The organism is Hyphobacterium sp. CCMP332 (genome assembly GCF_014323565.1).
Classification (GTDB): domain Bacteria; phylum Pseudomonadota; class Alphaproteobacteria; order Caulobacterales; family Maricaulaceae; genus Hyphobacterium.
In genome coordinates this window covers 2,646,168-2,668,169 of sequence record NZ_CP058669.1, presented here as the reverse complement: position 1 = coordinate 2,668,169, position 22,002 = coordinate 2,646,168, and the positions used below count along the sequence as shown (strand labels likewise).

17 protein-coding genes and 1 pseudogene are annotated in these 22,002 nt (G+C 61.1%); 8 read left to right on the top strand and 10 right to left on the bottom strand.

Going from position 1 to position 22,002, the window contains the following annotated elements:
* Positions 1-2 precede the first annotated feature (2 nt).
* Genes HXX25_RS13230 through HXX25_RS13220 form a run of 3 tightly spaced genes read left to right on the top strand, consistent with a single transcriptional unit; the run spans position 3 to position 2,877 of the window.
* Positions 3-1,124, top strand: a complete 1,122-nt coding sequence (locus HXX25_RS13230; RefSeq protein ID WP_187166359.1) for a Re/Si-specific NAD(P)(+) transhydrogenase subunit alpha — start codon at positions 3-5, stop codon at positions 1,122-1,124.
* A gap of 14 nt (positions 1,125-1,138) precedes the next feature.
* Entirely contained in the window at positions 1,139-1,480 is a 342-nt protein-coding gene (locus HXX25_RS13225; RefSeq protein ID WP_187166358.1) for an NAD(P) transhydrogenase subunit alpha, read from the top strand.
* A complete protein-coding gene (locus HXX25_RS13220) occupies positions 1,477-2,877 on the top strand; it encodes an NAD(P)(+) transhydrogenase (Re/Si-specific) subunit beta (protein WP_187166357.1) in 1,401 nt (466 codons plus the stop codon). The genes HXX25_RS13225 and HXX25_RS13220 overlap by 4 nt, the downstream gene beginning before the upstream one ends.
* A 4-nt stretch (positions 2,878-2,881) precedes the next feature.
* Here the strand turns inward: HXX25_RS13220 and HXX25_RS13215 are convergent, their stop codons facing one another.
* The 3 genes from HXX25_RS13215 to HXX25_RS13205 form a co-directional block, all read right to left on the bottom strand.
* Positions 2,882-3,064 (bottom strand): hypothetical protein, encoded by a 183-nt coding sequence (locus HXX25_RS13215; RefSeq protein WP_187166356.1) that lies wholly within the window; start codon positions 3,062-3,064, stop codon positions 2,882-2,884.
* 53 nt (positions 3,065-3,117) lie between these two features.
* Entirely contained in the window at positions 3,118-4,878 is a 1,761-nt protein-coding gene (locus HXX25_RS13210) for an amidohydrolase family protein (protein ID WP_187166355.1), read from the bottom strand.
* A gap of 95 nt (positions 4,879-4,973) precedes the next feature.
* Positions 4,974-5,897 carry a bile acid:sodium symporter family protein gene (locus HXX25_RS13205; protein ID WP_187166354.1) on the bottom strand — a complete coding sequence of 308 codons (924 nt, stop codon included), beginning with the start codon at positions 5,895-5,897 and terminating at the stop codon, positions 4,974-4,976.
* A gap of 129 nt (positions 5,898-6,026) precedes the next feature.
* Here HXX25_RS13205 and HXX25_RS13200 point away from each other — a divergent pair, with 129 nt between their 5' ends.
* The 3 genes from HXX25_RS13200 (at position 6,027) to HXX25_RS13190 (ending at position 8,917) form a co-directional block, all read left to right on the top strand.
* Complete coding sequence (locus HXX25_RS13200; protein ID WP_187166353.1) at positions 6,027-6,482, top strand: host attachment protein; 456 nt, start codon at positions 6,027-6,029, stop codon at positions 6,480-6,482.
* Positions 6,483-6,563: 81 nt separating this feature from the next.
* Complete coding sequence (locus HXX25_RS13195; protein WP_187166352.1) at positions 6,564-7,799, top strand: parallel beta-helix domain-containing protein; 1,236 nt, start codon at positions 6,564-6,566, stop codon at positions 7,797-7,799.
* Positions 7,799-8,917: an SO2930 family diheme c-type cytochrome gene (locus HXX25_RS13190; RefSeq protein WP_187166351.1), complete on the top strand. Its 1,119-nt coding sequence runs from the start codon at positions 7,799-7,801 to the stop codon at positions 8,915-8,917. The genes HXX25_RS13195 and HXX25_RS13190 overlap by 1 nt, the downstream gene beginning before the upstream one ends.
* Here the strand turns inward: HXX25_RS13190 and HXX25_RS13185 are convergent.
* Entirely contained in the window at positions 8,914-9,306 is a 393-nt protein-coding gene (locus HXX25_RS13185) for a hypothetical protein (RefSeq protein ID WP_187166350.1), read from the bottom strand. The two genes, HXX25_RS13190 and HXX25_RS13185, sit on opposite strands and share 4 nt — an antisense overlap.
* A 251-nt stretch (positions 9,307-9,557) precedes the next feature.
* Positions 9,558-10,259, bottom strand: a pseudogene (locus HXX25_RS13180) (AAA family ATPase); the annotation flags it as partial.
* Positions 10,260-10,490: 231 nt separating this feature from the next.
* Here HXX25_RS13180 and amt point away from each other — a divergent pair.
* A complete protein-coding gene (amt, locus tag HXX25_RS13175) occupies positions 10,491-11,774 on the top strand; it encodes an ammonium transporter (protein WP_233346732.1) in 1,284 nt (427 codons plus the stop codon).
* An 80-nt stretch (positions 11,775-11,854) separates the two neighbouring features.
* Here amt and aceB read toward each other — a convergent pair whose 3' ends face one another.
* Both aceB and aceA read right to left on the bottom strand, forming a co-directional pair.
* Positions 11,855-13,486, bottom strand: a complete 1,632-nt coding sequence (gene aceB, locus HXX25_RS13170; protein WP_187166348.1) for a malate synthase A — start codon at positions 13,484-13,486, stop codon at positions 11,855-11,857.
* A gap of 21 nt (positions 13,487-13,507) precedes the next feature.
* Entirely contained in the window at positions 13,508-14,791 is a 1,284-nt protein-coding gene (gene aceA / locus HXX25_RS13165; protein ID WP_187166347.1) for an isocitrate lyase, read from the bottom strand.
* Between the two features lie 157 nt (positions 14,792-14,948).
* Here aceA and HXX25_RS13160 point away from each other — a divergent pair, with 157 nt between their 5' ends.
* On the top strand, positions 14,949-16,370 hold the full coding sequence (locus tag HXX25_RS13160) for a short-chain fatty acyl-CoA regulator family protein (protein WP_187166346.1): 1,422 nt from the start codon (positions 14,949-14,951) through the stop codon (positions 16,368-16,370).
* 47 nt (positions 16,371-16,417) lie between these two features.
* On the opposite strand, the gene katG is transcribed toward HXX25_RS13160, so the two are convergent.
* From katG to glpK, 3 genes are all read right to left on the bottom strand, one after another.
* Entirely contained in the window at positions 16,418-18,604 is a 2,187-nt protein-coding gene (katG, locus tag HXX25_RS13155; RefSeq protein WP_187166345.1) for a catalase/peroxidase HPI, read from the bottom strand.
* A 180-nt stretch (positions 18,605-18,784) separates the two neighbouring features.
* Positions 18,785-20,455 (bottom strand): carboxylesterase/lipase family protein, encoded by a 1,671-nt coding sequence (locus tag HXX25_RS13150; RefSeq protein ID WP_187166344.1) that lies wholly within the window; start codon positions 20,453-20,455, stop codon positions 18,785-18,787.
* Between the two features lie 53 nt (positions 20,456-20,508).
* Entirely contained in the window at positions 20,509-22,002 is a 1,494-nt protein-coding gene (glpK, locus tag HXX25_RS13145; RefSeq protein ID WP_187166343.1) for a glycerol kinase GlpK, read from the bottom strand.

The window sequence follows — 22,002 nt, the reverse complement described above, 5'->3', positions numbered from 1 at the left end:
AAATGAAAATTGCCATTCTGAAAGAACGCCGCGACGGGGAAACCCGGGTTGCGGCTACGCCCGAGTCCGTCAAGAAGCTGATTGCGGCCGGGCATGACATCCAGATCGAAAAAGGCGCGGGCGATAATGCCAGCATGCCGGACAGCCTGTATGAGGCCGTCGGTGCCAAAACGGGCACGCTGGCGGCGACGCTGAAGGGCGCGGATGTCGTCTATGCGGTCCGTACGCCGGATGCCGAAACGCTGGCCAAACTGCCCAAGGGCTGCTTGCTGGTGGGTCAGCTGGAGCCCCATGGCGACAAGGCCCAGGCCAAAGCTTTCGCCGATGCCGGGATCAATGCTCTGGCCATGGAATTTACCCCACGCATCACCCGTGCGCAGGCGATGGACGCGCTTTCCAGCCAGTCCAATCTGGCCGGGTATCGCGCCGTGATCGAAGCCTCGCAAATCTACCATCGTGCTTTCCCGATGATGATGACCGCCGCCGGTACGATTGCCGCGGCCAAGGCCTTTGTCATGGGCGCGGGCGTCGCCGGTCTTCAGGCGATTGCCACCGCCCGCCGTCTGGGCGCGGTTGTGACCGCTACGGATGTCCGCCCGGCGGCCAAGGAACAGGTCGCCTCGCTGGGCGCGAAATTCGTGGCTGTCGAGGACGAGGAATTCAAGGCGGCGGAAACCGCCGGCGGTTATGCCAAGGAAATGTCAAAGGAGTACCAGGCCAAACAGGCCGAGCTGGTCGCCAGCCACATCGCCAAGCAGGATGTGGTGATCACGACCGCGCTCATTCCGGGACGTCCGGCCCCCCGGCTGATCACAAAAGCGATGGTGGAAGCCATGCGTCCGGGATCGGTGATCGTAGATATTGCGGCCCCGATGGGCGGGAATTGCGAACTGACGAAAGCCGACGAGATTGTCGAGCATAACGGGGTGTCGATCGCCGGGTATTCGAATTTGCCCGGACGTCTCGCCGCTGATGCCTCCAGCCTCTATGCGCGCAATCTGGTCAATCTGACCCCGCTTCTCGTGGGCGAGGATGGCGCGCTGGCCCCGCATTGGGATGATGAAATCATTGTCGGCATGACGCTGACGCGCGACGGCAAGGTCGTGCACGAAACGCTGAAATAGGACGGGAGACCATTATGGATACTGTTGATCCGATTACCCTGCGCCTCGCCATTTTCGTGATGGCGATTTTCGTGGGCTATTATGTGGTCTGGTCGGTGACGCCCGCCCTGCACACACCCCTGATGGCCGTGACCAACGCCATCTCTTCGGTGATCATTGTCGGTGCATTGCTCGCGGCAGCGGCCCCGGCTCTGACCGGCGAAACATCCGGCGCGGATGGCTTTGCCAATGTGTCCGGCGCCATCGCGGTTATCCTCGCCAGCGTGAATATCTTTGGCGGATTTCTCGTCACCCAGCGCATGCTGGCCATGTACAAGAAAAAAGAGAAACCGGCTGCATCAGAGACAAAATCATGAACGCTGATCTTGCTGCCATTCTCTACCTCGTCTCCGGCGTGCTGTTCATTCTCGCCTTGCGAGGCTTGTCGCATCCGGAAACCGCCCGGCAGGGCAATTATTTCGGCATGGCCGGTATGGCGGTGGCGATCATCACCTCCCTGCTGGCAGCCGGTGTCGGCTTTGGCGGCTTTCTGACCATCATGGCGCTGATGGCCGTCGGTGGCGGTGTTGGCGCGGTCGTCGCCAAACGTATTCCGATGACGGCCATGCCGCAGCTGGTCGCGGCCTTTCACTCACTGGTCGGCATGTCGGCCGTGCTGGTGGCGCTGGCCGCCTTCTATCGGCCGGATGTCTTCCATATCGGTGTTGCCGGTGACATCAAGCATATCAGCCTCGTTGAATTGTCGCTGGGCTCGGCCATCGGTGCGATCACCTTCTCCGGCTCGGTCATTGCCTTCATGAAATTGCAGGGCCTGGTCTCTGGCGCGCCCGTCATCTTCAAGGGCCAGCACTGGCTCAACCTCGCCCTTGGCGGGATCATTGGCCTGATGGTGGTGTTTCTGGTGGCCTCCGGCGGTGAGCTGACCTTTGCTTTCTGGGCGCTGACGATTGTGGCCTTCATTCTGGGCGTCACCCTGATCATCCCGATTGGCGGTGCCGACATGCCCGTGGTCGTCTCGATGCTCAATTCCTATTCGGGATGGGCGGCGGCGGCGCTCGGCTTCACGCTGGAAAATACGGCGCTGATCGTGACCGGCGCGCTGGTCGGCTCGTCCGGGGCAATTCTCTCCTACATCATGTGCAAGAGCATGAACCGCTCTTTCATCTCGGTCATTCTCGGCGGGTTTGGCGGTGAAGCCGCGGGTCCTGCGGGCGAAGGCCCGACCGGCACGGTGAAGCAGGGGTCGGCTGATGATGCGGCCTTTATCCTGAAGAATGCGCGCAAGGTCATCATCGTGCCGGGCTATGGCATGGCCGTGGCCCAGGCCCAGCATGCGTTGAAGGACATGGCCGACACGATGAAGGCCGAAGGTGTGGACGTAGCCTATGCCGTTCACCCGGTCGCAGGCCGGATGCCGGGGCATATGAATGTGCTGCTGGCCGAAGCGAATGTGCCGTATGACGAGGTCTTCGAGCTGGAAGACATCAATTCGGACTTCTCCAATGCCGATGTGGCCTTTGTTATCGGGGCCAATGACGTCACCAATCCGGCGGCAGAGGATGACCCCTCTTCACCGATCTATGGAATGCCCGTCCTGCAGGTCTGGAAGGCCGGTACGGTCTTCTTCATCAAGCGCTCGCTGGGCTCGGGCTATGCCGGGGTGGAGAACCCGCTCTTCTTCCGCGATAACACGATGATGCTGCTGGGCGATGCCAAGAAGATGACGGAATCCATCGTCAAGGCGATGGACTGAAGCCTTACCAGCAGCCTTCATAGACAATCACCTGAATACCCAGAGGGTCGCGCAGATAGAGATATCGCGCGCCCCAGGGCCGGTCTTTCAGGTCGTCCGGCGTGATATCGCCGGGCAGGGACTGGATGAAGTCGTCCAGCGGTTCGGCCCTGTATTGCAGGCTGAGACCGGAAAAATCATGGACCACATCGACATCCTCCGATCTAGTCGGAGGAAGGCGGTTGAAAAAGTCGAAGAGTTTCACCTCCCCACCCGGACCAGCCGTCCCGGCTTCTCGCCGGTGAATTTATCGTCCAGCATGACGGGCACGCCGCTGACGATTGTGGCGCGATAGCCGCGGGCACCCTGCAGGAGGCGCTGACCACCGGCGGGCAAATCCTTCACCATATGCGGGGGTTCGAGTTGAAGGGTGTCATAATCAATAATGTTGAGATCGGCTTTCATGCCTTCGCGGATAAAGCCGCGATCCTTCAGCGACAGGAATTCGGCGATATCGCCCGTCATCATCTGCACGGCGCGCTCGACCGGGAGTTTCGGCCCGCGCGTGCGGTCCCTTGTCCAATGCGAGAGGAGGTAGGTCGGCATGGAGGCGTCGCAGATCGTTCCGACATGCGCCCCGCCATCGCCCAGCCCCTGCAGGGCCTGGGGGTGGGTCATCATCTTCATGACATTGCCGTAGTCGCCCTCGGTATAGTTATAGATCGGGAAGTAGATCAGCTCCTTGCCGTCGCGTTCCAGAATGGTGTCGTAGAGCTTTTCCATCAGGGGAATGCCTTCGGCCTGCGCCTTGGCGGCCAATGCGTTCTCCGGCGGCTGCTCATAATCCGGCGGATCGCCGAGCTGGAAGAGTTTGGTGGCGACGTATTCGATATTCTCCATCAGGAGGTCAGCCAGCGGCGGAATGGACGAGCCGGGGCCGGACAGTTTGTCGGTTTTTTCCGACAGGATTTGCGCACGGAATTCCGGCGTCTTCATGATCGCGACGCGTTCCTCGAATGGCAGATGGGCGATTTTCTTGTAGCCGGGATAGCCCATGAAGAAGTGGAAGGTGCATTGCAGGCCGAGGAAAACGCCGATGCCGCGTGGCGCCGTCTGCACGCGCATGTCCACGCCTTGCGCTTTCATCTCCTCGGCCTTGGCGAGTATCCGCGTCCACTGATCCGGGGCAAAATCGCGCTGCATCAACGACATGGAGAAGGGCCGGCCGCCCGCCGCCCTGGCATAGGCTTCGAGCACCTTCCATTCGGCTTCAAAGCGGTCACCCTCGCGTTCCAGATCAAAATCCGAGACCGCCTGTACGACTCCATAGTTCAGCCCGTCAAACGCCTGTGCAATCCCGGCCAGTTCGCGCGAAGTGGCTTCGGATGACGGCGTCCAGTCACCGTCAGCGGTCTTGTGGACATCGGAGCGTCCAGTCGAGAAGCCGATGGCTCCGGCCTCCATCGCTTCACGCACGATATTGCGCATGGCGGCGATGTCGTCGTCGCTGGCTTCCTCATCGGCAATGGCGCGGTCACCCATGACATAGACGCGCAGCGGGTCATGACCGATATGGACAGCAATATCGATGGTGCGGTTCTGCGCCTCCAGTGCGTCCATGTAATCGGGAAAGCTTTCCCAATTCCATTTCAGGCCTTCGGCAAGCGCGGTGCCCGGAATGTCCTCCACACCCTCCATCAGCTTGATGAGGCGCTCGTGATCAGTGGACTTCACCGGCGCAAAACCGACACCGCAATTGCCCATGATTGTTGTCGTGACGCCGTGGCGCGAGGAGGGCTCCAGCTGGTCATCCCAGGTCGCCTGCCCGTCATAATGGGAGTGCAGATCGAGAAAGCCTGGCGTGACGATGCAGCCGGAGGCGTCAATCTCGCGTGCCGCCGCACCCGGACAATCGCCGACCGCAACGATCTTGCCATCCCTGATGCCGATATCCGCCTTGCGGCCACGTGCGCCGCTACCGTCATGGACGGTGCCGCCGGTGATTCTGATGTCGTATGTCATGCTCACTCCCCGAACCTTTGTCGCGGGAGAGTGTGGCGCGAAATTCCTTCGGCGTTAAGCCTGTCGCTGAACTGAAAACGTCTCGGCCGTTTCTGTCAGGCCCGCCAGGACGAATAGCGGTCCCAGAGGCGGAAGCCGGCCGCAAGTCCGAGCCCGGCGAAAAGATGCCACAGCGACCAGAAGCCGGTCACGGCGGCGGCCCCGCCCAGCGTGGGAAATTGCGTCAGCAGGATAACGAGGCCGAGGCCGGCATTCTGGATACCGATCTCAAATGTCAGGGCACGCCGTGACGACGCCGTTAGCTGAAGCAGACGCCCGACGAGGGCACCCAGGCCGAAGGCCGCCGCATTATGGATGATGGCGACCGGGGCGATGACATGACCGCTGCTGAGGATCAGCGACCAGTTCGAGACGACGCCGACGCCGACCAGCAGGATCAGAATAATGATGGCCAGCACGTAGAAGACCGGCTGTATCCGCGCTGCGACCTTGGGATAGACGGTTGCCAGAACCATACCGATTGCCAGCGGCAGGCCCAGCGCCATGGCTGTCTGGAGGATGAAGGGCAAGATTTCGATCTCGATGGCGCGGATCAAAGCGGCGGTTGGCGGATAGAGGCTGGTCCAGAACAGAATGGAGAGCGGCAGTACGAGGAAGGCCAGAGCATTGGACGCCGCCGTCAGGGAGACCGAATAGGCGGCATTACCGCGCGCCATGAAGACCATCAGATTGGAGACATTGCCGCCCGGACAGCACGCCACCAAGATCATGCCAAAGGCGATGGATGGCGTTGGCGCGAGGATGTGCGCCAGACCCAGCGATAACAGCGGCAGTCCGACAATCTGGGTCAGAACGCCCCCGAAAAACATCTTGGGGCGCTGCCCCAAAAACGCAAAATCCGCGGGTTTGAGGGTCAGGGCGACCGAAAAGATCATGATCGCCAGACTGATGGTCAATCCGATCCGGGAGCCGCCGCCCAATGTGACTTCAATCGCGTCGAGCGCCGCAGCATCCGTCATGTTTCCCCCCTCTGTCCTCAGGGTGATCATCCGGCAATTGCGACCGGTTGCAACCCGGACTGAACCCGTCAGGCAGCGAATGTGTTATATTTGTGCACCAACGCAACACGCATGAAGGGAGTATAGACGATGGCACATGGACCCCGGAAAACCCTTTGGGTCGCCGTTCTCGATGGCAGCAAGGGTTTGATCTATCGAAACGAGGGTGACGCCGAATACCCGGTTCTCCGGCCCGTCGAGATCAGCAAGCAGTACATTCCGGCCGATCGGGACATCCATACAGACAGACCCGGACGGATGTTTGTCGGCACCGGACACCGCAGCGCCGTTGACCAGGGCGATGCGCATGAACACGAAGAAACGCGATTTGTCGAAAAGCTTGTCGAACACCTCAATGCCGCAGCGCTGGACGGTGAATTCGACCAGATACTGATCTACGCTGACAGCGACTCGCTGGGTGATATCCGTCCACACTACCACGATGAGCTCACACGCCGGCTGATCAAGGACTTCCCGCTGGATATCGTCAACGAGCCCGTCGATAAGCTTGAAGCACGGGTAAAGGACGCCATCGCACCCTACTAAAACACTCGACAACTTGCGGGTGGCCTGCCTACTCTGTCTCAATGTGAACACTGTTCAGACCGGACGTACGGGGAGGCATCCATGGTCAAGTTTCAATTTTCAGCGGCGGTTGTACTGGGCGCCAGCCTTGTTCTGGCCTCATGCGGCGGCGGAAATGAAGGGCGCGATATTTCCAGCGCCGATACGGATTTCCAGACCACGCTCATGGAGCAATTGATCGACGCCCAGCCGGGCGATGTGATCGAAATTCCGGCAGGTGTCTTTTCCTTCGACCGATCGCTGTCGCTGACAGTGGACGGCGTGACCATTCGCGGCGCGGGAATGGACGAGACCATTCTGTCCTTTGCCAACCAGACGTCCGGCGCGGAAGGCCTGCTGGTCACCGCCAGCGATTTCACCATCGAGGATCTCGCCATCGAGGATACACGCGGCGACGCTCTGAAGGTGAATGAGGGCGAGAACATCATCATCCGCCGGGTGCGCACCGAATGGACGAATGGCCCCGACACCGATAATGGCGCTTATGGCATTTACCCCGTGCAGACCACGAATACGCTGGTTGAAGGCGTGGTGGCCATCGGCGCATCGGATGCCGGAATCTATGTCGGCCAGTCGCGCAATGTGATTGTCCGGGACAGCCGGGCCGAGTTCAATGTCGCCGGAATCGAGATCGAGAATACGATCGGTGCCGATGTCTATAACAATGTCGCCACTAACAATACGGGCGGCATTCTGGTCTTCAACATGCCCAACCTGCCACAGCCGGGTCATTCGACGCGCGTCTACGACAATCAGGTTTTTGAAAACAATACCGGCAATTTCGGGCATCCGGGCACACCGGTCGCCAGCGTGCCCGCCGGATCCGGCATCGTCATCAATTCCAATGACCGGGTCGAGATTTTCAATAACGACATCCGCGATCATCGCACCGCCAACATCATTATCTCGTCGGTCTATTCGACCGGATTCTCCGATATCGGCGCGCAGGAGAATTTCGACCCCTATCCCGAGACCATCTGGATTTCCGGCAATACGCTGGGCGAAGGCGGTGGCAATCCGGACAATGTCGAACTGCAGGCCCTGCGGGTGATGATGTTCGGACTGACCGGCAATATTCCGGATGTCCTGTGGGACGGTTTTGCCAACCCGGATCTTCTGGCCGGTGGCGAAATGCCGGATCAATACCGCATCTGCCTCGATAACGGCGATGCGCAAATTCTGAATGCCGACGGGCCCAATGGCTATTCCGATCCGCATATTGTCGAGGACACGGCCTGTCTGCATGAACGCCTGCCGGAGATCGTCCTGCCGTTCTGATGCGTGTCCTTCTCCCGCTTCTTGCTGTCCTTGCCGTCGCTGCGTGCGGCGGCCAGGCGACTACGCCGGCCTTCTATTCGGAAGGCCGCCCCGCATTGCTGTCGGAATGGGGCATGGTCACCACGTCGGGCGGGCGTCTCGTTCTGTCAGACGGCGTCGAGCCCTATGACCTGAATTCGGCGCTGTTTACCGATCATGCCGGGAAATTGCGGACGATCTGGATGCCAGAGGGCGCGGCGGCGGCCTATCGCGAGGGCGAGGTTCTGGATTTTCCCGTCGGCACGGTCATCACCAAGACCTTCTACTATCCGGTCGATGATGCGGGAAATGTCCTTCGCGGCGATGCCGGCCTGCAGGTGTCGGACACGCCGGAAACGCTGGATCTTGACCGCGTCCGCCTGATTGAAACCCGGCTGCTGATCCGCCGTGAGGCCGGCTGGGTGGCGCTGCCCTATGTCTGGGATGAAGATGAAAGCGATGCCCGGCTGATGCGGGCAGGCTATTCCGAGACGCTCACGCTTGCGGAGGCGGATGGCCGTTTGCGTGACATCAATTATCTGGTGCCGAATGTGAACCAGTGCGCGGGCTGCCATGCCACCAATAATACAACGCGGGAATTGTCGCCGATCGGACCCGCTGCACGTCACCTCAATCGTGATTTCGCCTATGCCGGAGGCGTTGAGAACCAGCTGACGCATTTCATCGCCGCCGGATATCTGGACGGCGCGCCGGATGTTGAACTGGCACCGCGCGCCGCGGTCTGGAATGATCCGGACATTGCTCTGGCCGCTCGGGCCCGATCCTATCTCGATATCAATTGCGCCCATTGCCACAATCCGGTGGGGGCCGCCGACACGTCCGGCCTGCACCTCAATTTCGACGCACCGGAAGGTCCCAATCTCGGGATTTGCAAGCCGCCGATTGCTGCCGGTCCGGGCTCGGGCGGACACCGTTTCGACATCGTTCCGGGCGATCCGGATTCATCGATTTTCATCTACCGCATGGATTCCCGGCAAGGCGATATCATGATGCCGGAACTCGGCCGTTCGCTCGTCCATGAAGAGGGTGTGTCCCTGATCCGGTCCTGGATTGCCGCAATGGATGGCAGCTGCTTCTAGCTGCTATTGGCCAGCGCGCGATAACAGGAACACGATGCCAGCTCGGTCTCGGCGAGATGGTTGAGCAGATTGTCCACCGCTTCCGACAATAATTGCTCGCGCGTCGTATCGAGTTTCGCCGCGGCGAGGCGAAGACGGCGATCCTGTTGATCACTCAGCTCGAACCCGAAATCCTCGTCCGCCTCGGCGGCTTCTTGATGCGCGGCGCAGGGCCCCGGATGCGGTTGGGGTGGGGGGGCGGTATCCGCATCCGAGGCATCGCGGCGGGCGATGGAGTATGGATCAAAAACAGGTTCCGGCGCAGTCCGGGTTCCGGCAGGCGACGGCACGGCGGCCCCTTTCCGGACGAGAAGACTGGAATGCAGGGACGCAAACGGCGAAGTCGTCATATTCAACCCTCCCCCGCAATGCGATGGACGAAGGCGGTCCGGCGTCCAAAGACGGCGCGCGGAGGCTGGCGGCGGTCCGGCGCACCCTTGGGCGCGCCGCGATCCTCTTTTCGCCGGTCCACGCCGTCCCAGCCAGAATGCCCCGTGAATTGAGGCTTGGGCAGTTCTTCTTCATTCCAACCCGGCAAGACCAGTTCTCCCAGTCCGGGCAGATTTTCATCTTCGTCTTCATCGCCAAAGATATCCGCGCTTCCACCGCCCGGTGTCAGTGCGGCAACCGCCAGGTCACCAATCGAATCCTTGCCATCCAGCGACAGTCCATTGCGGACGAAGCGGGCGCGCAAATAGCGCCAGAGTTTGGAGACTTCATCCGCCGATTTTGATCCTTCACTGACCTCGCCAACTGTGCGGCCATCAATCATGGAGGCGGCAAAGTCGGTGCGGTGGTGAATGGTCACCGGCGCGACGACGCCATGCTGTGACAGGGCAACGGCGGTTTCACCGGTAATTCGCGCGCGCGCCGTGGCCGAATTGACGACAAAGACGAGCGGTTTGGAAAAGCTCTCGACGATGTCCACCGTCGGGCCGACGGCGCGCAGATCATGCGGGCTGGGCCGGGTCGGGACGACGACCAGATCCGCATGACGAACAACCCCGGCAATGGACTCGGTCACCGCCGGGGGCGTGTCGATGACAATCAGTTTGAAGCCCGACTTTTCCAGGTGTTTGATACCGGCTTCCAGTTCGCCGATGGACACCCGGGCATAGGCCGGTGTCGCGCTGGAGCGCGCATTCCACCATTTCGCCAGCGAGCCTTGCGGGTCGGTATCAATCAGCGCCACCGGACCATCGCCGGCCCGCTCGGCCTCGACCGCAATATGCCCGGAGAGCGTGGTCTTGCCCGACCCGCCCTTTTGCGACGCGAAAACGACGACATTCGCCCGGTTCGCCATACTCACCCTCACACCATCCACGCCGGTTTTCCGGCTGTCTGATACGAAATCCACCACACCAGCCGATAAGGGGCGTTTAAACGCATTGTTCGGATTCGACCGATCGGGCGGGCGGTGGATTGAGGGTTAGCGCGGCGGAAATGAAGTTGTTCGAATTATCCGGCCCCGGACATCTTTACACCGGCGCTCAGACTGGCCATCATGTTGCAGCGCAGCATGATGGGGGAAAATATGTTCGCACTAGCAGCACAAGTCACGGGGGCGGTGGCGGCTCCTGCTCAACCGGATGTCATGGCCTTTGTGGCCGATACGATGTTGCTGATGATTTCCGGCATGGTCGTCGTGTTCATGGCTGCCGGGTTCTGCATGCTGGAAACCGGCCTGGTGCGAGCGAAAAATGCCGCCACCATTTCGCTGAAGAATATCACGCTCTTTTCCATTGCCGCGCTGACCTATTACCTCGTCGGCTACCGGCTGATGTATGACGGCGTTGATGGCGGGCTGATCGGCACGCTTGGTGTCTGGTCGCCGGATGTCCTCGGGGAGCCAGGCGGATCGGCAGCCTCATCGGCAGACTGGTTCTTCCAGATGGCCTTCGTGGCGACCGCCGCGTCCATCGTTTCCGGCACGCTCGCCGAGCGGATCAAGCTGGGCCCCTTCCTCCTTTTCATCGTGGTGCTGACGGCCGTTATCTATCCCGTCGCCGGGGCGTGGAAATGGGGCGAAGGCTGGCTGCATGTCATCGGCTTTCAGGATTTCGCCGGTTCAACGCTGGTCCATTCCGTTGGCGGCTGGGCGGCGCTCACCGGCGCACTGATCCTCGGCCCCCGGTACGGCAAATATGCGCCCGACGGACATATCCAGAAACCGATGCCGGGTTCCAACCTGCCACTGGCGGCGCTCGGCACATTCATCCTCTGGTTTGGCTGGTTCGGATTCAATGGCGGCTCGCAACTGGCCGCCGGCACGATCGAGGACGTCAGCGCCGTCGGGAAAATCCTCGCCAATACCAATACAGCGGCTGCGGCCGGCGTGCTGGGGGCGTTTGCGACCGCCTATTTCGTCTTCAAGAAACCCGATCTCACGCTTGTGCTCAATGGCGCAATTGGCGGGCTGGTGGCGATCACAGCCGGACCACTGGATACCGCCCTGTGGCAGTCCATGATCATCGGGGCTGTCGGCGGGATGCTGGTCGTCATCACCGTACCGCTGCTCGACAAGCTGAAGATTGATGATGTCGTCGGCGCCATTCCCGCCCATCTGGTCTGCGGCATCTGGGGAACGCTGGTTGCGGCTCTCACGACACAGGCTGAGGGGCTGAATGTGTTGAGCCAGCTGGGTGTTCAGGCCGTGGGCATTCTCGCCATCGGCGCCTTCGTTGCGGCCGCAAGTGCGGGGGTCTGGCTGGCGCTCAAGCACACGATCGGATTGCGTCCGACGCTGGACGAGGAAGTAGCCGGGCTGGATAAATCCGAACTGGGGATGGAAGCCTATCCGGATTTCTACACCGGATAAAAAGTGACACGGCAGACCCGGATTGCATTGGGTCTGCCGCGCCTGCCTCCCGGTCCCGCCGGTGGGCATCTCGTCGTGATCTAGTCGAATTCAGTCAGGCGCATAGAGACCTGCAGACCTTTTGTCAGTTGGTTGTAGGCTTTCAGCGTCAGGAATTCGTCGAAACCGTCTGACAGGACGAGCTCGCGCATCAGACTGGCGGCGGCTTTCACCTCGTTCGGGCCGGACAGGCGATAATGGCCGTCCTCGAGGATTTCAGCTTCGGCAATATTGATCGCCTCTTCCATCCAGCTGGCATTCAGCTCGATACCGCTCTCGGTCTTCGCCCCGATCACCCGCCATTGCCAGAGCTGGGCACGGGCGATTTCAGCCGTCGCGGCGTCTTCCATCATGTTGCGGATGGGGGCCGCGCCGCGTCCCGCCAGCCAGCCCGCAATATAACGAATGGCAACGTCGACATTTTCTCGCGCACCGGCCTCGGTGATCGTGCCCTCAGGGGCGGCGACCAGATCTGCGGCCGAACCGGTGACCGCGAATTTACGGTCGATCTGGTTGGGGCCGGTCATGACATCATCAAAGGCCGCCTTGGCGACCGGAACGAGGTCCGGGTGCGCGACCCAGCAGCCATCATGACCGTCCGTGGCTTCGCGAGTCTTGTCGGCCTTCACCTGTTCGAATGCCAGCGCATTGGCCGCTTCATCGCCCTTGACCGGGATGAAGGCCGACATGCCGCCCATGGCATGAGCGCCGCGGCGGTGACAGACCGCAATGACGCGCTTTGAATAGGCCCGCATGAAGGGCGTTGCCATCGTGACCTGGGACCGATCCGGAAGGACGCGGTCGGTATGGCCCCGCAGGCGCTTGATATAGGAGAAGATATAATCCCAGCGGCCGCAATTGAGGCCGACGCAATAATCGCGCAGCTCGTAGAGAATCTCGTCCAGCTCGAACGTCGCCGGCAGCGTCTCGATCAACACGGTGCAACGGATCGTGCCGCGTTCCAGCCCCAGCACTTCCTCGGCATGGCTGAAGACCAATGCCCAGAAGCGTGCTTCAAAACGGCTTTCGAGCTTCGGCAGGTAAAAATACGGCCCGGTGCCGCGCACATTCAGGGCGTCGTGGTTGTGATACAGATAGAGGCCGAAATCAAAGAGCGAGGCGGAGATGGCCTGCCCGTTGACCTGCATGTGGCGTTCATCCAGGTGCAGGCCGCGCGGGCGAATGATCAATGTGGCAGCATCGGATGACACCCGGTAGCGCTTGCCGTTTTTCTCATCGGTGAAGTCGATCTTGCGGCGGATGGCTTCACGAAGATTGATCTGCCCGTCGACCATATTGGTCCATTTCGGCGAGGAGGCATCCTCGAAATCGGCCATGAAACAGCGCGCCCCGGAATTGAGCGCATTCACCACCATCTTGCGATCCACCGGGCCGGTAATCTCGACCCGGCGATCCATGAGATCGGACGGGGCAGGACGAACCGTCCATTCCGAGGCCCGGATATCGGCCGTCTCTTCCGGGAAATCGGGCAGGCCGCCGGCATCATATTCGGCCTGGCGCTTCTGGCGGTCTTCCAGCAAGGCCTTGCGGCGGCTGTCGAAACGCCGATGCAGTCCGATCAGGAAGGACAGGGCGTGCGGGGCGAGGATGGCCCGGTAGCCAGGCTCCATCGGCCCCAGAAGATCCACGCCATTGGGGTTTGACTTGTTCATGGTCTTGCTCCCGGTCACCACTTATTCGGCCGCGAACTGGGCGGATTCCGTGGATTCGTCCATGGCGGTGGTGGAGGACTGTCCGCCGGACAGCGTCTGGTTCACCAGATCGAAATAACCGGTGCCGACTTCGCGCTGGTGACGGGTGGCGGTGTAACCATCCTTCTCGGAGGCAAACTCGGCCTGCTGAAGCTCCGAATAGGCACCCATGCCGCGATCGCGATATCCGCTGGCGAGGCTGAACATGCCGTAATTGAGCTGGTGGAAGCCGGCGAGGGTGACGAACTGGAACTTGTATCCCATCGCGCCCAATTCGCGCTGATAGGTTTCGATCGTCGCCTTGTCGAGATTGGCTTCCCAGTTGAAGGAGGGCGAGCAATTGTATGCCATCATCTTGCCCGGGAATTCCTTCTGGACGGCCTCGGCAAAACGGCGCGCTTCATCGAGATTTGGCTTCGACGTCTCCCACCACAGAAGGTCGGCATATCTGGCATAGGCCAGACCGCGCTTGATGCAGTGATCAACGCCCATGCCCTTCTTCAGACGATAGAAGCCTTCCGCCGTGCGGCCAGCTTCATAGTCAATGAATTCATGGTCGCGCTCGTCAATGTCGGAATTGATCAGGGTGGCGGATTCGGCATCCGTCCGGGCGACGGTCAGGGTCGGCACGCCCAGCACATCGGCGGCCAGGCGTGCGGCATTGAGATTGCGCTGATGTGCCTTGGTCGGAATCAGCACCTTGCCGCCCAGATGGCCGCATTTCTTTTCCGCCGCGACCTGGTCTTCAAAGTGAACGCCTGCAGCACCGGCTTCGATATAGGCGCGCATGATTTCATAGCAGTTGAGCGGCCCGCCAAAGCCGGCCTCGGCATCAGCGACGATAGGCGCGAACCAGTCACGCGTCAGATTGCCTTCGGAGACCTCGATCTGATCTGCGCGCTGGAGGGTGCGATTGATCTTCTTTGCGAGTTCGGGACCGGAATCGGCCGGATAAAGCGACTGGTCCGGATACATGGCACCGGCTTCATTGGCGTCGGCCGCAACCTGCCAGCCTGACAGATAGATGGCCTTGAGGCCCGCCCGGACCATTTGCATCGCCTGACCGCCAGTCAGCGCGCCCAGCGCATTGATATAGGGTTCGGTTTTCAGCAGCGTCCAGAGCTTCACAGCGCCGCGCTCTGCCAGCGTGTGCTGGATCTGCACCGAGCCGCGCAGTTTCAGCACATCCTCGGCGGAATAGTCGCGGTCAATGCCGGCGAAGCGGTCGGGCGTGGCAGCCGGGACGAGATCGTTGAAAGTGGTCATGGTGCAATCCTTGAATCTGTAAGCCGGAAGAACCAGCGGTTTCGAAGGCGACCCTGACAATGCCGAAACGTCCTGTCTACACGTGTGAAAGCTGAAAATGGATCAGTTGTATTCATTAATTACTTGTCATGCTGTTATTTTGTGAATAATTGACAATATGGATTTGCAAAACGAGAAAATCTTCGCCGGCGCACGGCTGCGCCGATTGCGACGCGAGCGCAGTCTGACGCAAGCCGATGCGGCAGACATGCTGGGCCTGTCGCCCAGCTATCTCAATCTTCTCGAGCGCAATCAGCGCCCGCTGACCGCGCGCGTGCTGCTCGCTGTGGCGGCGGCGTTCGACATCGATGTCCGCAGTCTGGCCGAGGGGTCTGACCGGCAGTTGGTGACGGATCTGGAAGCCGCGGCTGCCGACCCGGCGCTTGCCGCGCTGGAACTCGACCGGACCGAGCTGACCGACCTGGCCGAAACCCAGCCGCGCGCAGCGGAGGCACTCACAAAGCTGCATCAGGCCTATCGTAATGCGTCGGAATCATCCGCCGACCTCGCGGCCCAGCTGGAGGGCGGCGAACGGGCCGGCCGCATGAATGAAACAGAAGCGGTGCGCAATGCGCTCGACCAGCGGCATAATTTTTTCCCGGCTCTCGAAGATGCCGCCGAACGCTTCGGCAGTCGTCTGAAGCTGCATGTCGATAATCGCTCGACGGTTCTGGAGGAGCGCCTGAAAGCGGAGCACGGGATTGTGGTGCGGACCTTTGAAGACGACATCATGGGTAGGGCACGCCAGCGGCTGGACTTTCATACCCGCCGCCTGATGTTGTCGGACCGCCTGTCTGCGAATGCCCGCCCCATGCAGATGGCCACCACGCTGGCTTTGCTGGAACACGCCGATGTTCTGGATGCCGAAGTCGCGGCGGCCGGGTTTGAAACAAAAATCGAGGAAGCGCTCTACCGGAACGGGCTGGCCCGCTATTTCGCTGGAGCGGTGCTGGCACCCTATGAGGCGTTTCTGACACTGGCGGAGAAGAGCCGATACGATATCGACCGCTTGCAAAGACGCTTTGGTCTGAGCTTTGAAACGGCCTGTCACCGTTTGACGACGCTGCATGATCCCAGGCAGCCCGGCATCCCTTTTTTCATGGTGCGCATGGATCCGGCAGGCAATGTCTCCAAACGCTTTGGCGGCGGCGTGCTCCCCTTTGCACGCTCGGGCGGCTCCTGCCCGAAATGGACCTTGTCCGAGGCGTTCCGCGCGCCGGAAAAACTGCTCACCCAGCGCTTCGCCCTGCCGGACAATTCCGAATACCTGTCCATCGCCCGCGCTGTCTCCCGGCCGGGAAGCGCGCAGGAATTGCCCGTCATGCATGTGATTGCGGTCGGCTGCGAATGGGGACGGGCCGAAGAAACGATATATGCCGATGCGCTGTCGCGGACACCCCCGACGCCGGTCGGCCTGACCTGCCGATTGTGCGAGCGGGAGGCCTGCGCGCACCGGGCTTTTCCCTCCATGCAGCGGGAAATGAATATCAATCCCTGGCGGCAGGCGGCGGGACCCTATGCCAGCGATGAACACATTTAGGGGCGGACCAATGGTCCGCCCCGCTCATGCTGGATGAAGACCCGCCCCTAACGGCGCAGGTCGAAGCGGTCGGCTTCCATCACCCTGGTCCAGGCTGCGACAAAGTCGGTGACGAATTTTTTGCCAGCATCGGCGGCGCCATAGACTTCGGCGATCGCCCGAAGCTGTGAGTTCGAGCCGAATACGAGATCGGCCCGCGTGGCCGTCCATTTCACCGCACCGGTCTTGCGGTCGCGGCCCTCGAACACCCCATCATCCACCGGCGTCCACTCGGTCGACATGTCGAGAAGGTTGGTGAAGAAGTCGTTCGTCAGCGTGCCGGTCTTCGCGGTGAACACGCCATGACCGGCATTATCAACGGTGTTGCCAAGTACGCGCAAGCCGCCGACGAGCACTGTCATTTCCGGTGCGCTCAAGCCGAGAAGCTGTGCCCGGTCCACGAGCATTTCCTCAGTCGGGATCGTAAACTTGCCGCGCGACCAGTTGCGGAAGCCGTCAGCCTCCGGCTCCAGCGGTTCGAAGCTTTCGGCGTCGGTCTGGTCTTCGGTGGCGTCACCGCGGCCGGTCGATACCGGCACAGAGACGTCAAAGCCTGCGTCTTTTGCCGCTTTTTCAACTGCCGCCGCGCCGCCGAGCACGATCAGGTCGGCGAGCGAGACATCAAAGCCGGTCTGGCCACGTATGTCCTCCAGCACGCCGAGCACTTTCGCCAGCTGTGCGGGCTGATTCACGGCCCAGTCTTTCTGGGGTGCCAGCCGGATACGTGCGCCATTGGCACCGCCGCGTTTGTCGGACTGGCGGAAGGTCGAGGCCGAGGCCCAGGCCGTCTGCACCAATTGCTCCACACTCAGGCCAGAGCCGAGGATGGCCGCCTTGAGCGTGCTGACCACGGCGTCGGTCAGCGGCTTTCCGGCCGGGACCGGGTCTTGCCAGATCAGATCCTCGTCGGGCACTTCGGTGCCGAGATAGCGGGCTTTCGGGCCCATATCGCGGTGGGTCAGCTTGAACCAGGCGCGGGCATAGGCATCGGCGAATTCTTCCGGGTTTTCATGAAAGCGCCGGGAAATCGGGCCATAGACCGGATCCATCCGCATCGCCATGTCGGCGGTTGTCATGATGATCGGGCGGTTCCGCTCGCCGGTTTCCGGATCGGGAGCGTGGTCCTCGGGCTTCAGGTCTTTCGGGGTCCATTGCCAGGCGCCCGCGGGCGATTTCACCAATTCCCATTCATATCCGAACAGGACATCGAAATATCCCGTATCCCAGGCGGTCGGGTTCGGCGTCCAGGCTCCTTCAATACCCGATGTGATCGTGTCGCGGCCCTTTCCCGAACCATGCGACGACTTCCAGCCAAAGCCCATTTCCTCCATCGGCGCGGCTTCGGGCTCCGGACCGAGGAGCGCGGCATCACCGGCCCCATGGGTCTTGCCGAAAGTGTGCCCGCCTGCGGTGAGCGCGACGGTTTCCTCGTCATTCATCGCCATGCGTTCAAAAGTCTCGCGGATATCGCGCCCCGAGGCGAGTGGATCAGGCTGGCCATCCGGGCCTTCCGGATTGACATAGATCAGACCCATTTGCACCGCGGCCAGCGGATTTTCGAGATCGCGTTCGCCGGAATAGCGGCTGTTTTCAGCCTTTGAATCGGCGAGCCATTCGGTCTCGGCACCCCAGTAGATATCTTCCTCCGGCGCGTAGATGTCCTCACGTCCTCCGGCAAAGCCGAACGTCTTGAAACCCATCGATTCCATCGCGACATTGCCCGCGAGGACCATCAGATCCGCCCAGGACAGGCTGCTGCCGTATTTCTGCTTGATCGGCCAGAGCAGGCGGCGGGCCTTGTCGAGATTGGCATTGTCAGGCCAGGAGTTGAGCGGCGCAAAGCGCTGGTTGCCGGTCGACGCCCCGCCCCGGCCATCCGCCGTGCGGTAAGTGCCGGCCGAGTGCCAGGCCATGCGGATGAACAGGCCGCCATAATGACCATAGTCCGCCGGCCACCAGTCCTGGCTTTCGGTCATCAAGGCGGTGAGGTCAGCCTTGACCGCTGTAAGGTCGAGACTCTCAAACGCCCTGGCATAATCGAAGTCCGCACCCATCGGGTTCGATGCCGGCGCATTCTGGTGCAGGATTTTCAGGTTGAGCTGATTGGGCCACCAGCTGGCATTGGATAGCGCCCCGCTCGCCGTGTGGCGACGTGAAGGGCCTGTAAACGGGCATTTTCCGGAATTGTCGTCCATTGATCTCTCTCCCTTGAAGACGCACCATGCGGGTACGTCCTGAATTTCCAGAAATCAGAGTGGACCTGCCTCGATTATTTATCCAATCAATTCTCTGAGCTTTGATTATAGATAATTTTGATATCTTGAGCTTTTAGCCCCGCCGGTTCTAAATAACCTGCATTTCCGCCCACGCCCACTTCAGCAGCCCGTCAGCGGGCGCAATTCGCGGGTGTCATCGAAATACCGCCCCTCCATCGATGACACGAGCCGGCAACGCTCCTCAGCGGTCAGCCGGACATCTGAGCTGATATCGCTGGCGAGTCCCTCGATGGTGAACTCACCTGCCATCATCAGGGACCCACCATCAGCCGGCGTATCAAACCGCATGCGCGCCGGGCCCTCGCTCCAGCGGGCCCAGTCTCCCCCGGGCTCGCCCTGCCGGGCAAAGCGCGCCCAGTAGCTGCCCATTTCACGGGCGAGCGCGATGCGGCTGTCGGCATTGTCGTCATTGAAGACGATGGGGTCGAGGCGTGAGCCGAAGAATTCGAATCTGTTGAAGACGAAAGGAATTTCCATCGAGTGCATGGCACCGAAAATCTCCGCTGAATCGAGGAAAAGGTTTGACCCGCCCTCATCCCAGTCGAAACGATAGGCCCAGACATCATCATGGCCGCCGGCGGTCATGGTGGCCGCAATCTCGTCCACGGCATTAATCGCCCAAATACGGCTCTGGTATTCCGACACCGCCTCGTAGAGGTTTTCGTCGCGAATGCGGAAGAAGATGCCAAGCCGGCGCGAGACGAGTTCAGGGTTCAGACCATTGTAAAGTTTGACCTCGTCACGGTTTGTGCCGGTGATGAGCGGTACGGCGTTGAAGGTTTCCGGACTGGCAAAGGCCTGCATCAGGCCGCCCTCCGGAATGGTGACGCCATCGGCGATCACGGTCGGCAAATCAACCGATTCACCCTCCGGGCTATAGGCGTTATAAACTGCCGCCAATGGAGCACCGCGCAGATCATCGGCGCTGACCCCGCCACCGGTGATCATCGGCGCAATGTCCAGGGACGCATTGGCTTCCGAGCCGGTTGTGCCTTCCGCTTCTTCCACTGCAATAGCGTTTGCCGAACCGGACTGCATGATGGCGCGATGGAACAGGCCCGAGGCCATGGGGGAACCCATAAGTGCCGCGACATTGGTGCCGCCGGCGCTTTCGCCGAAAATCGTCACCGTGCCCGCATCGCCGCCATAGGCAGCGATATTGTCACGTATCCATTCCAGGGCCGCGATCTGATCCAGTGTCGCGAAATTGGCGGCCCGGTCAGCGTCGATCTGCGCATCTTCGCGCAAGGCAGGGTGGGAGAAAAACCCGAGTGGTCCGAGGCGGTACTGAACCACGACGACAATGACGTTCTGATCGATGGCCAGTTGTGAGCCATCATACTGATCACCCCAGCCCCAGGTGTTACTGCCGCCGTGAATCCACATCATCACCGGCAAATTGGCGGCGTTTGGCGGCGCGTAAACATCGACATAGAGACAGTCCTCATTGCCGATCAGCGTTCCCGCTTCCACGCCTACGAGATCCGCGCTCAGTGAATTGGCCAGCTGCGGACAATAATCGGGCGCGGTAATGGATTGACGCTCCTGGTCCCAGTTTTGTGGCGGACGCGGCGCACGCCAGCGCATATCGCCAACGGGTGGTTCGGCATAGGGGATCGCCCGCCAGACATGGGCCCCCGCATCCGCAACATAGCCAACAATATCACCTTGCGGCGTGGACAGGCGGGTTTCCGGATCGGGTTCCATCACCGGTTCGCGTGTTGAACAGGCTGCCAGAATAACGGCCAGTCCGAGAATAGCTGCTCGCATGGAAATCTCCCCCGCTCCATTGAAGACATGATTTGGCACGAATCCGCCCCGCGTCAAATCCCGGCGAGAGTTTGCCTGACGGCCGCTTGCCAACCGGCGCGTTGCGTGTCCCGGTCAATTGCCTTGATCTTCGGTTCAAACTTCTGGTCAGCCTTCCAGAGTTTTCGGCCTTCCTCGAGCCCGCCAAACAGTCCCGCCCCCATACCGGCAAGGAAAGCCGCGCCCCAGGCGGTGGTCTCGGTATTGACCGGGCGGACCACCGGCACGTCGCAGAAATCGGCCAGCCGGGAGAGAAAACGGTTATTGTTCGCCATACCGCCATCGACCTTCAGCTTTGCCGCAGGGACACCGTCGCGCGCCATGGCTTCGAGGAGGTCGGCGGTCTGATGGGCCGCAGCATCCAGAGCCGCCTGCGCGATTTCCGCCCGCCCGGCCCCGCGTGTCAGACCGACAATCGTCCCGCGCGCATCCGCCGCCCAGTGGGGAGCGCCCAACCCGGCAAAAGCCGGGACCAAATAGACGCCGCAATCGGGATCGGCGGAAGCGGCCAGCGCCTCGATCTCGGAGGCTTTGGAAAACAGGCCCAGACCATCGCGTAGCCATTGGACGGTGGCGCCGGCGGACAGGATAGAGCCTTCCAGCGCGAAAGTGGTCTGGCCATCAATCCGCCAGCCAATCGTTGAGAGCAGGCGGTTTTCTGACACCGCCATTTCGGGGCCGGTATTCATGATCAGGAAGGCACCTGTGCCATAGGTGGATTTGACCTCGCCGGGCCTGAAGCAGGCCTGGCCGATGGCCGCCGATTGCTGGTCTCCCGCCATGCCGGTGATCGGTAGGATCTCTCCAATCGTGGATTTGATGCTGGTGCCGAAGTCCGCGGCATTGTCACACACGCCCGGCAGACCTGATATCGGCACGTTGAAGCGCTCGCACAGGCCAGCATCCCACGCGCCCGCCTTGAGATCATAGAGCGAGGTGCGGCTGGCATTGCTGGCATCGGTCTTGTGCGAAGCCCCGCCGGTCAACCGCCAGAGCAGGAAGCTGTCCACCGTCCCAAAAGCCAGCTCGCCCCGCGCAGCCCGTTCCCGCGCGCCGTCGACAGCATCCAGAATCCAGGCAAATTTGGTAGCCGAAAAATAGGGGTCGAGGACGAGGCCGGTTTTCTCCCGTATGACGCCCTCATGGCCGTCAGCGGCGAGTTGCTGGCAGGTTTTTGCGGTGCGCCGGTCCTGCCAGACAATGGCGTTATGGATGGGGTCGCCGGTTTTCCGGTCCCAGATAATCGCCGTCTCGCGCTGATTGGTGATGCCCAGACATGCGGTTTTCCAGCCTTTGGCCTTCGCCTCTTTCAGCGCTTTTCGCGCGGTGGCGATCACCGTGGCCCAGATCACTTCCGGATCGTGCTCCACCCAGCCGGGTTTGGGATAGATTTGCGCAAACTCCCGCTGGGCCAGCGCAATCACCTGACCCTTTCTGGAAAACACGATCGCCCGCGAGGAGGTCGTCCCCTGGTCAATGGCCAGAATGGCTGTCTTGTCGCTGAACAT

What these genes read in the sequence shown, in the direction of transcription:
- glpK (WP_187166343.1), bottom strand. Translation starts at nt 22,002, where the DNA reads ATGTTCAGCGACAAGACAGCCATTCTGGCCATTGACCAGGGGACGACC.
- aceB (WP_187166348.1), bottom strand. Translation starts at nt 13,486, where the DNA reads ATGAACAAGTCAAACCCCAATGGCGTGGATCTTCTGGGGCCGATGGAG.
- HXX25_RS13210 (WP_187166355.1), bottom strand. Translation starts at nt 4,878, where the DNA reads ATGACATACGACATCAGAATCACCGGCGGCACCGTCCATGACGGTAGC.
- katG (WP_187166345.1), bottom strand. Translation starts at nt 18,604, where the DNA reads ATGGACGACAATTCCGGAAAATGCCCGTTTACAGGCCCTTCACGTCGC.
- HXX25_RS13205 (WP_187166354.1), bottom strand. Translation starts at nt 5,897, where the DNA reads ATGACGGATGCTGCGGCGCTCGACGCGATTGAAGTCACATTGGGCGGC.
- amt (WP_233346732.1), top strand. Translation starts at nt 10,491, where the DNA reads ATGTTCGCACTAGCAGCACAAGTCACGGGGGCGGTGGCGGCTCCTGCT.
- HXX25_RS13230 (WP_187166359.1), top strand. Translation starts at nt 3, where the DNA reads ATGAAAATTGCCATTCTGAAAGAACGCCGCGACGGGGAAACCCGGGTT.
- HXX25_RS13185 (WP_187166350.1), bottom strand. Translation starts at nt 9,306, where the DNA reads ATGACGACTTCGCCGTTTGCGTCCCTGCATTCCAGTCTTCTCGTCCGG.
- HXX25_RS13150 (WP_187166344.1), bottom strand. Translation starts at nt 20,455, where the DNA reads ATGCGAGCAGCTATTCTCGGACTGGCCGTTATTCTGGCAGCCTGTTCA.
- HXX25_RS13200 (WP_187166353.1), top strand. Translation starts at nt 6,027, where the DNA reads ATGGCACATGGACCCCGGAAAACCCTTTGGGTCGCCGTTCTCGATGGC.
- HXX25_RS13225 (WP_187166358.1), top strand. Translation starts at nt 1,139, where the DNA reads ATGGATACTGTTGATCCGATTACCCTGCGCCTCGCCATTTTCGTGATG.
- aceA (WP_187166347.1), bottom strand. Translation starts at nt 14,791, where the DNA reads ATGACCACTTTCAACGATCTCGTCCCGGCTGCCACGCCCGACCGCTTC.
- HXX25_RS13195 (WP_187166352.1), top strand. Translation starts at nt 6,564, where the DNA reads ATGGTCAAGTTTCAATTTTCAGCGGCGGTTGTACTGGGCGCCAGCCTT.
- HXX25_RS13190 (WP_187166351.1), top strand. Translation starts at nt 7,799, where the DNA reads ATGCGTGTCCTTCTCCCGCTTCTTGCTGTCCTTGCCGTCGCTGCGTGC.
- HXX25_RS13160 (WP_187166346.1), top strand. Translation starts at nt 14,949, where the DNA reads ATGGATTTGCAAAACGAGAAAATCTTCGCCGGCGCACGGCTGCGCCGA.
- HXX25_RS13220 (WP_187166357.1), top strand. Translation starts at nt 1,477, where the DNA reads ATGAACGCTGATCTTGCTGCCATTCTCTACCTCGTCTCCGGCGTGCTG.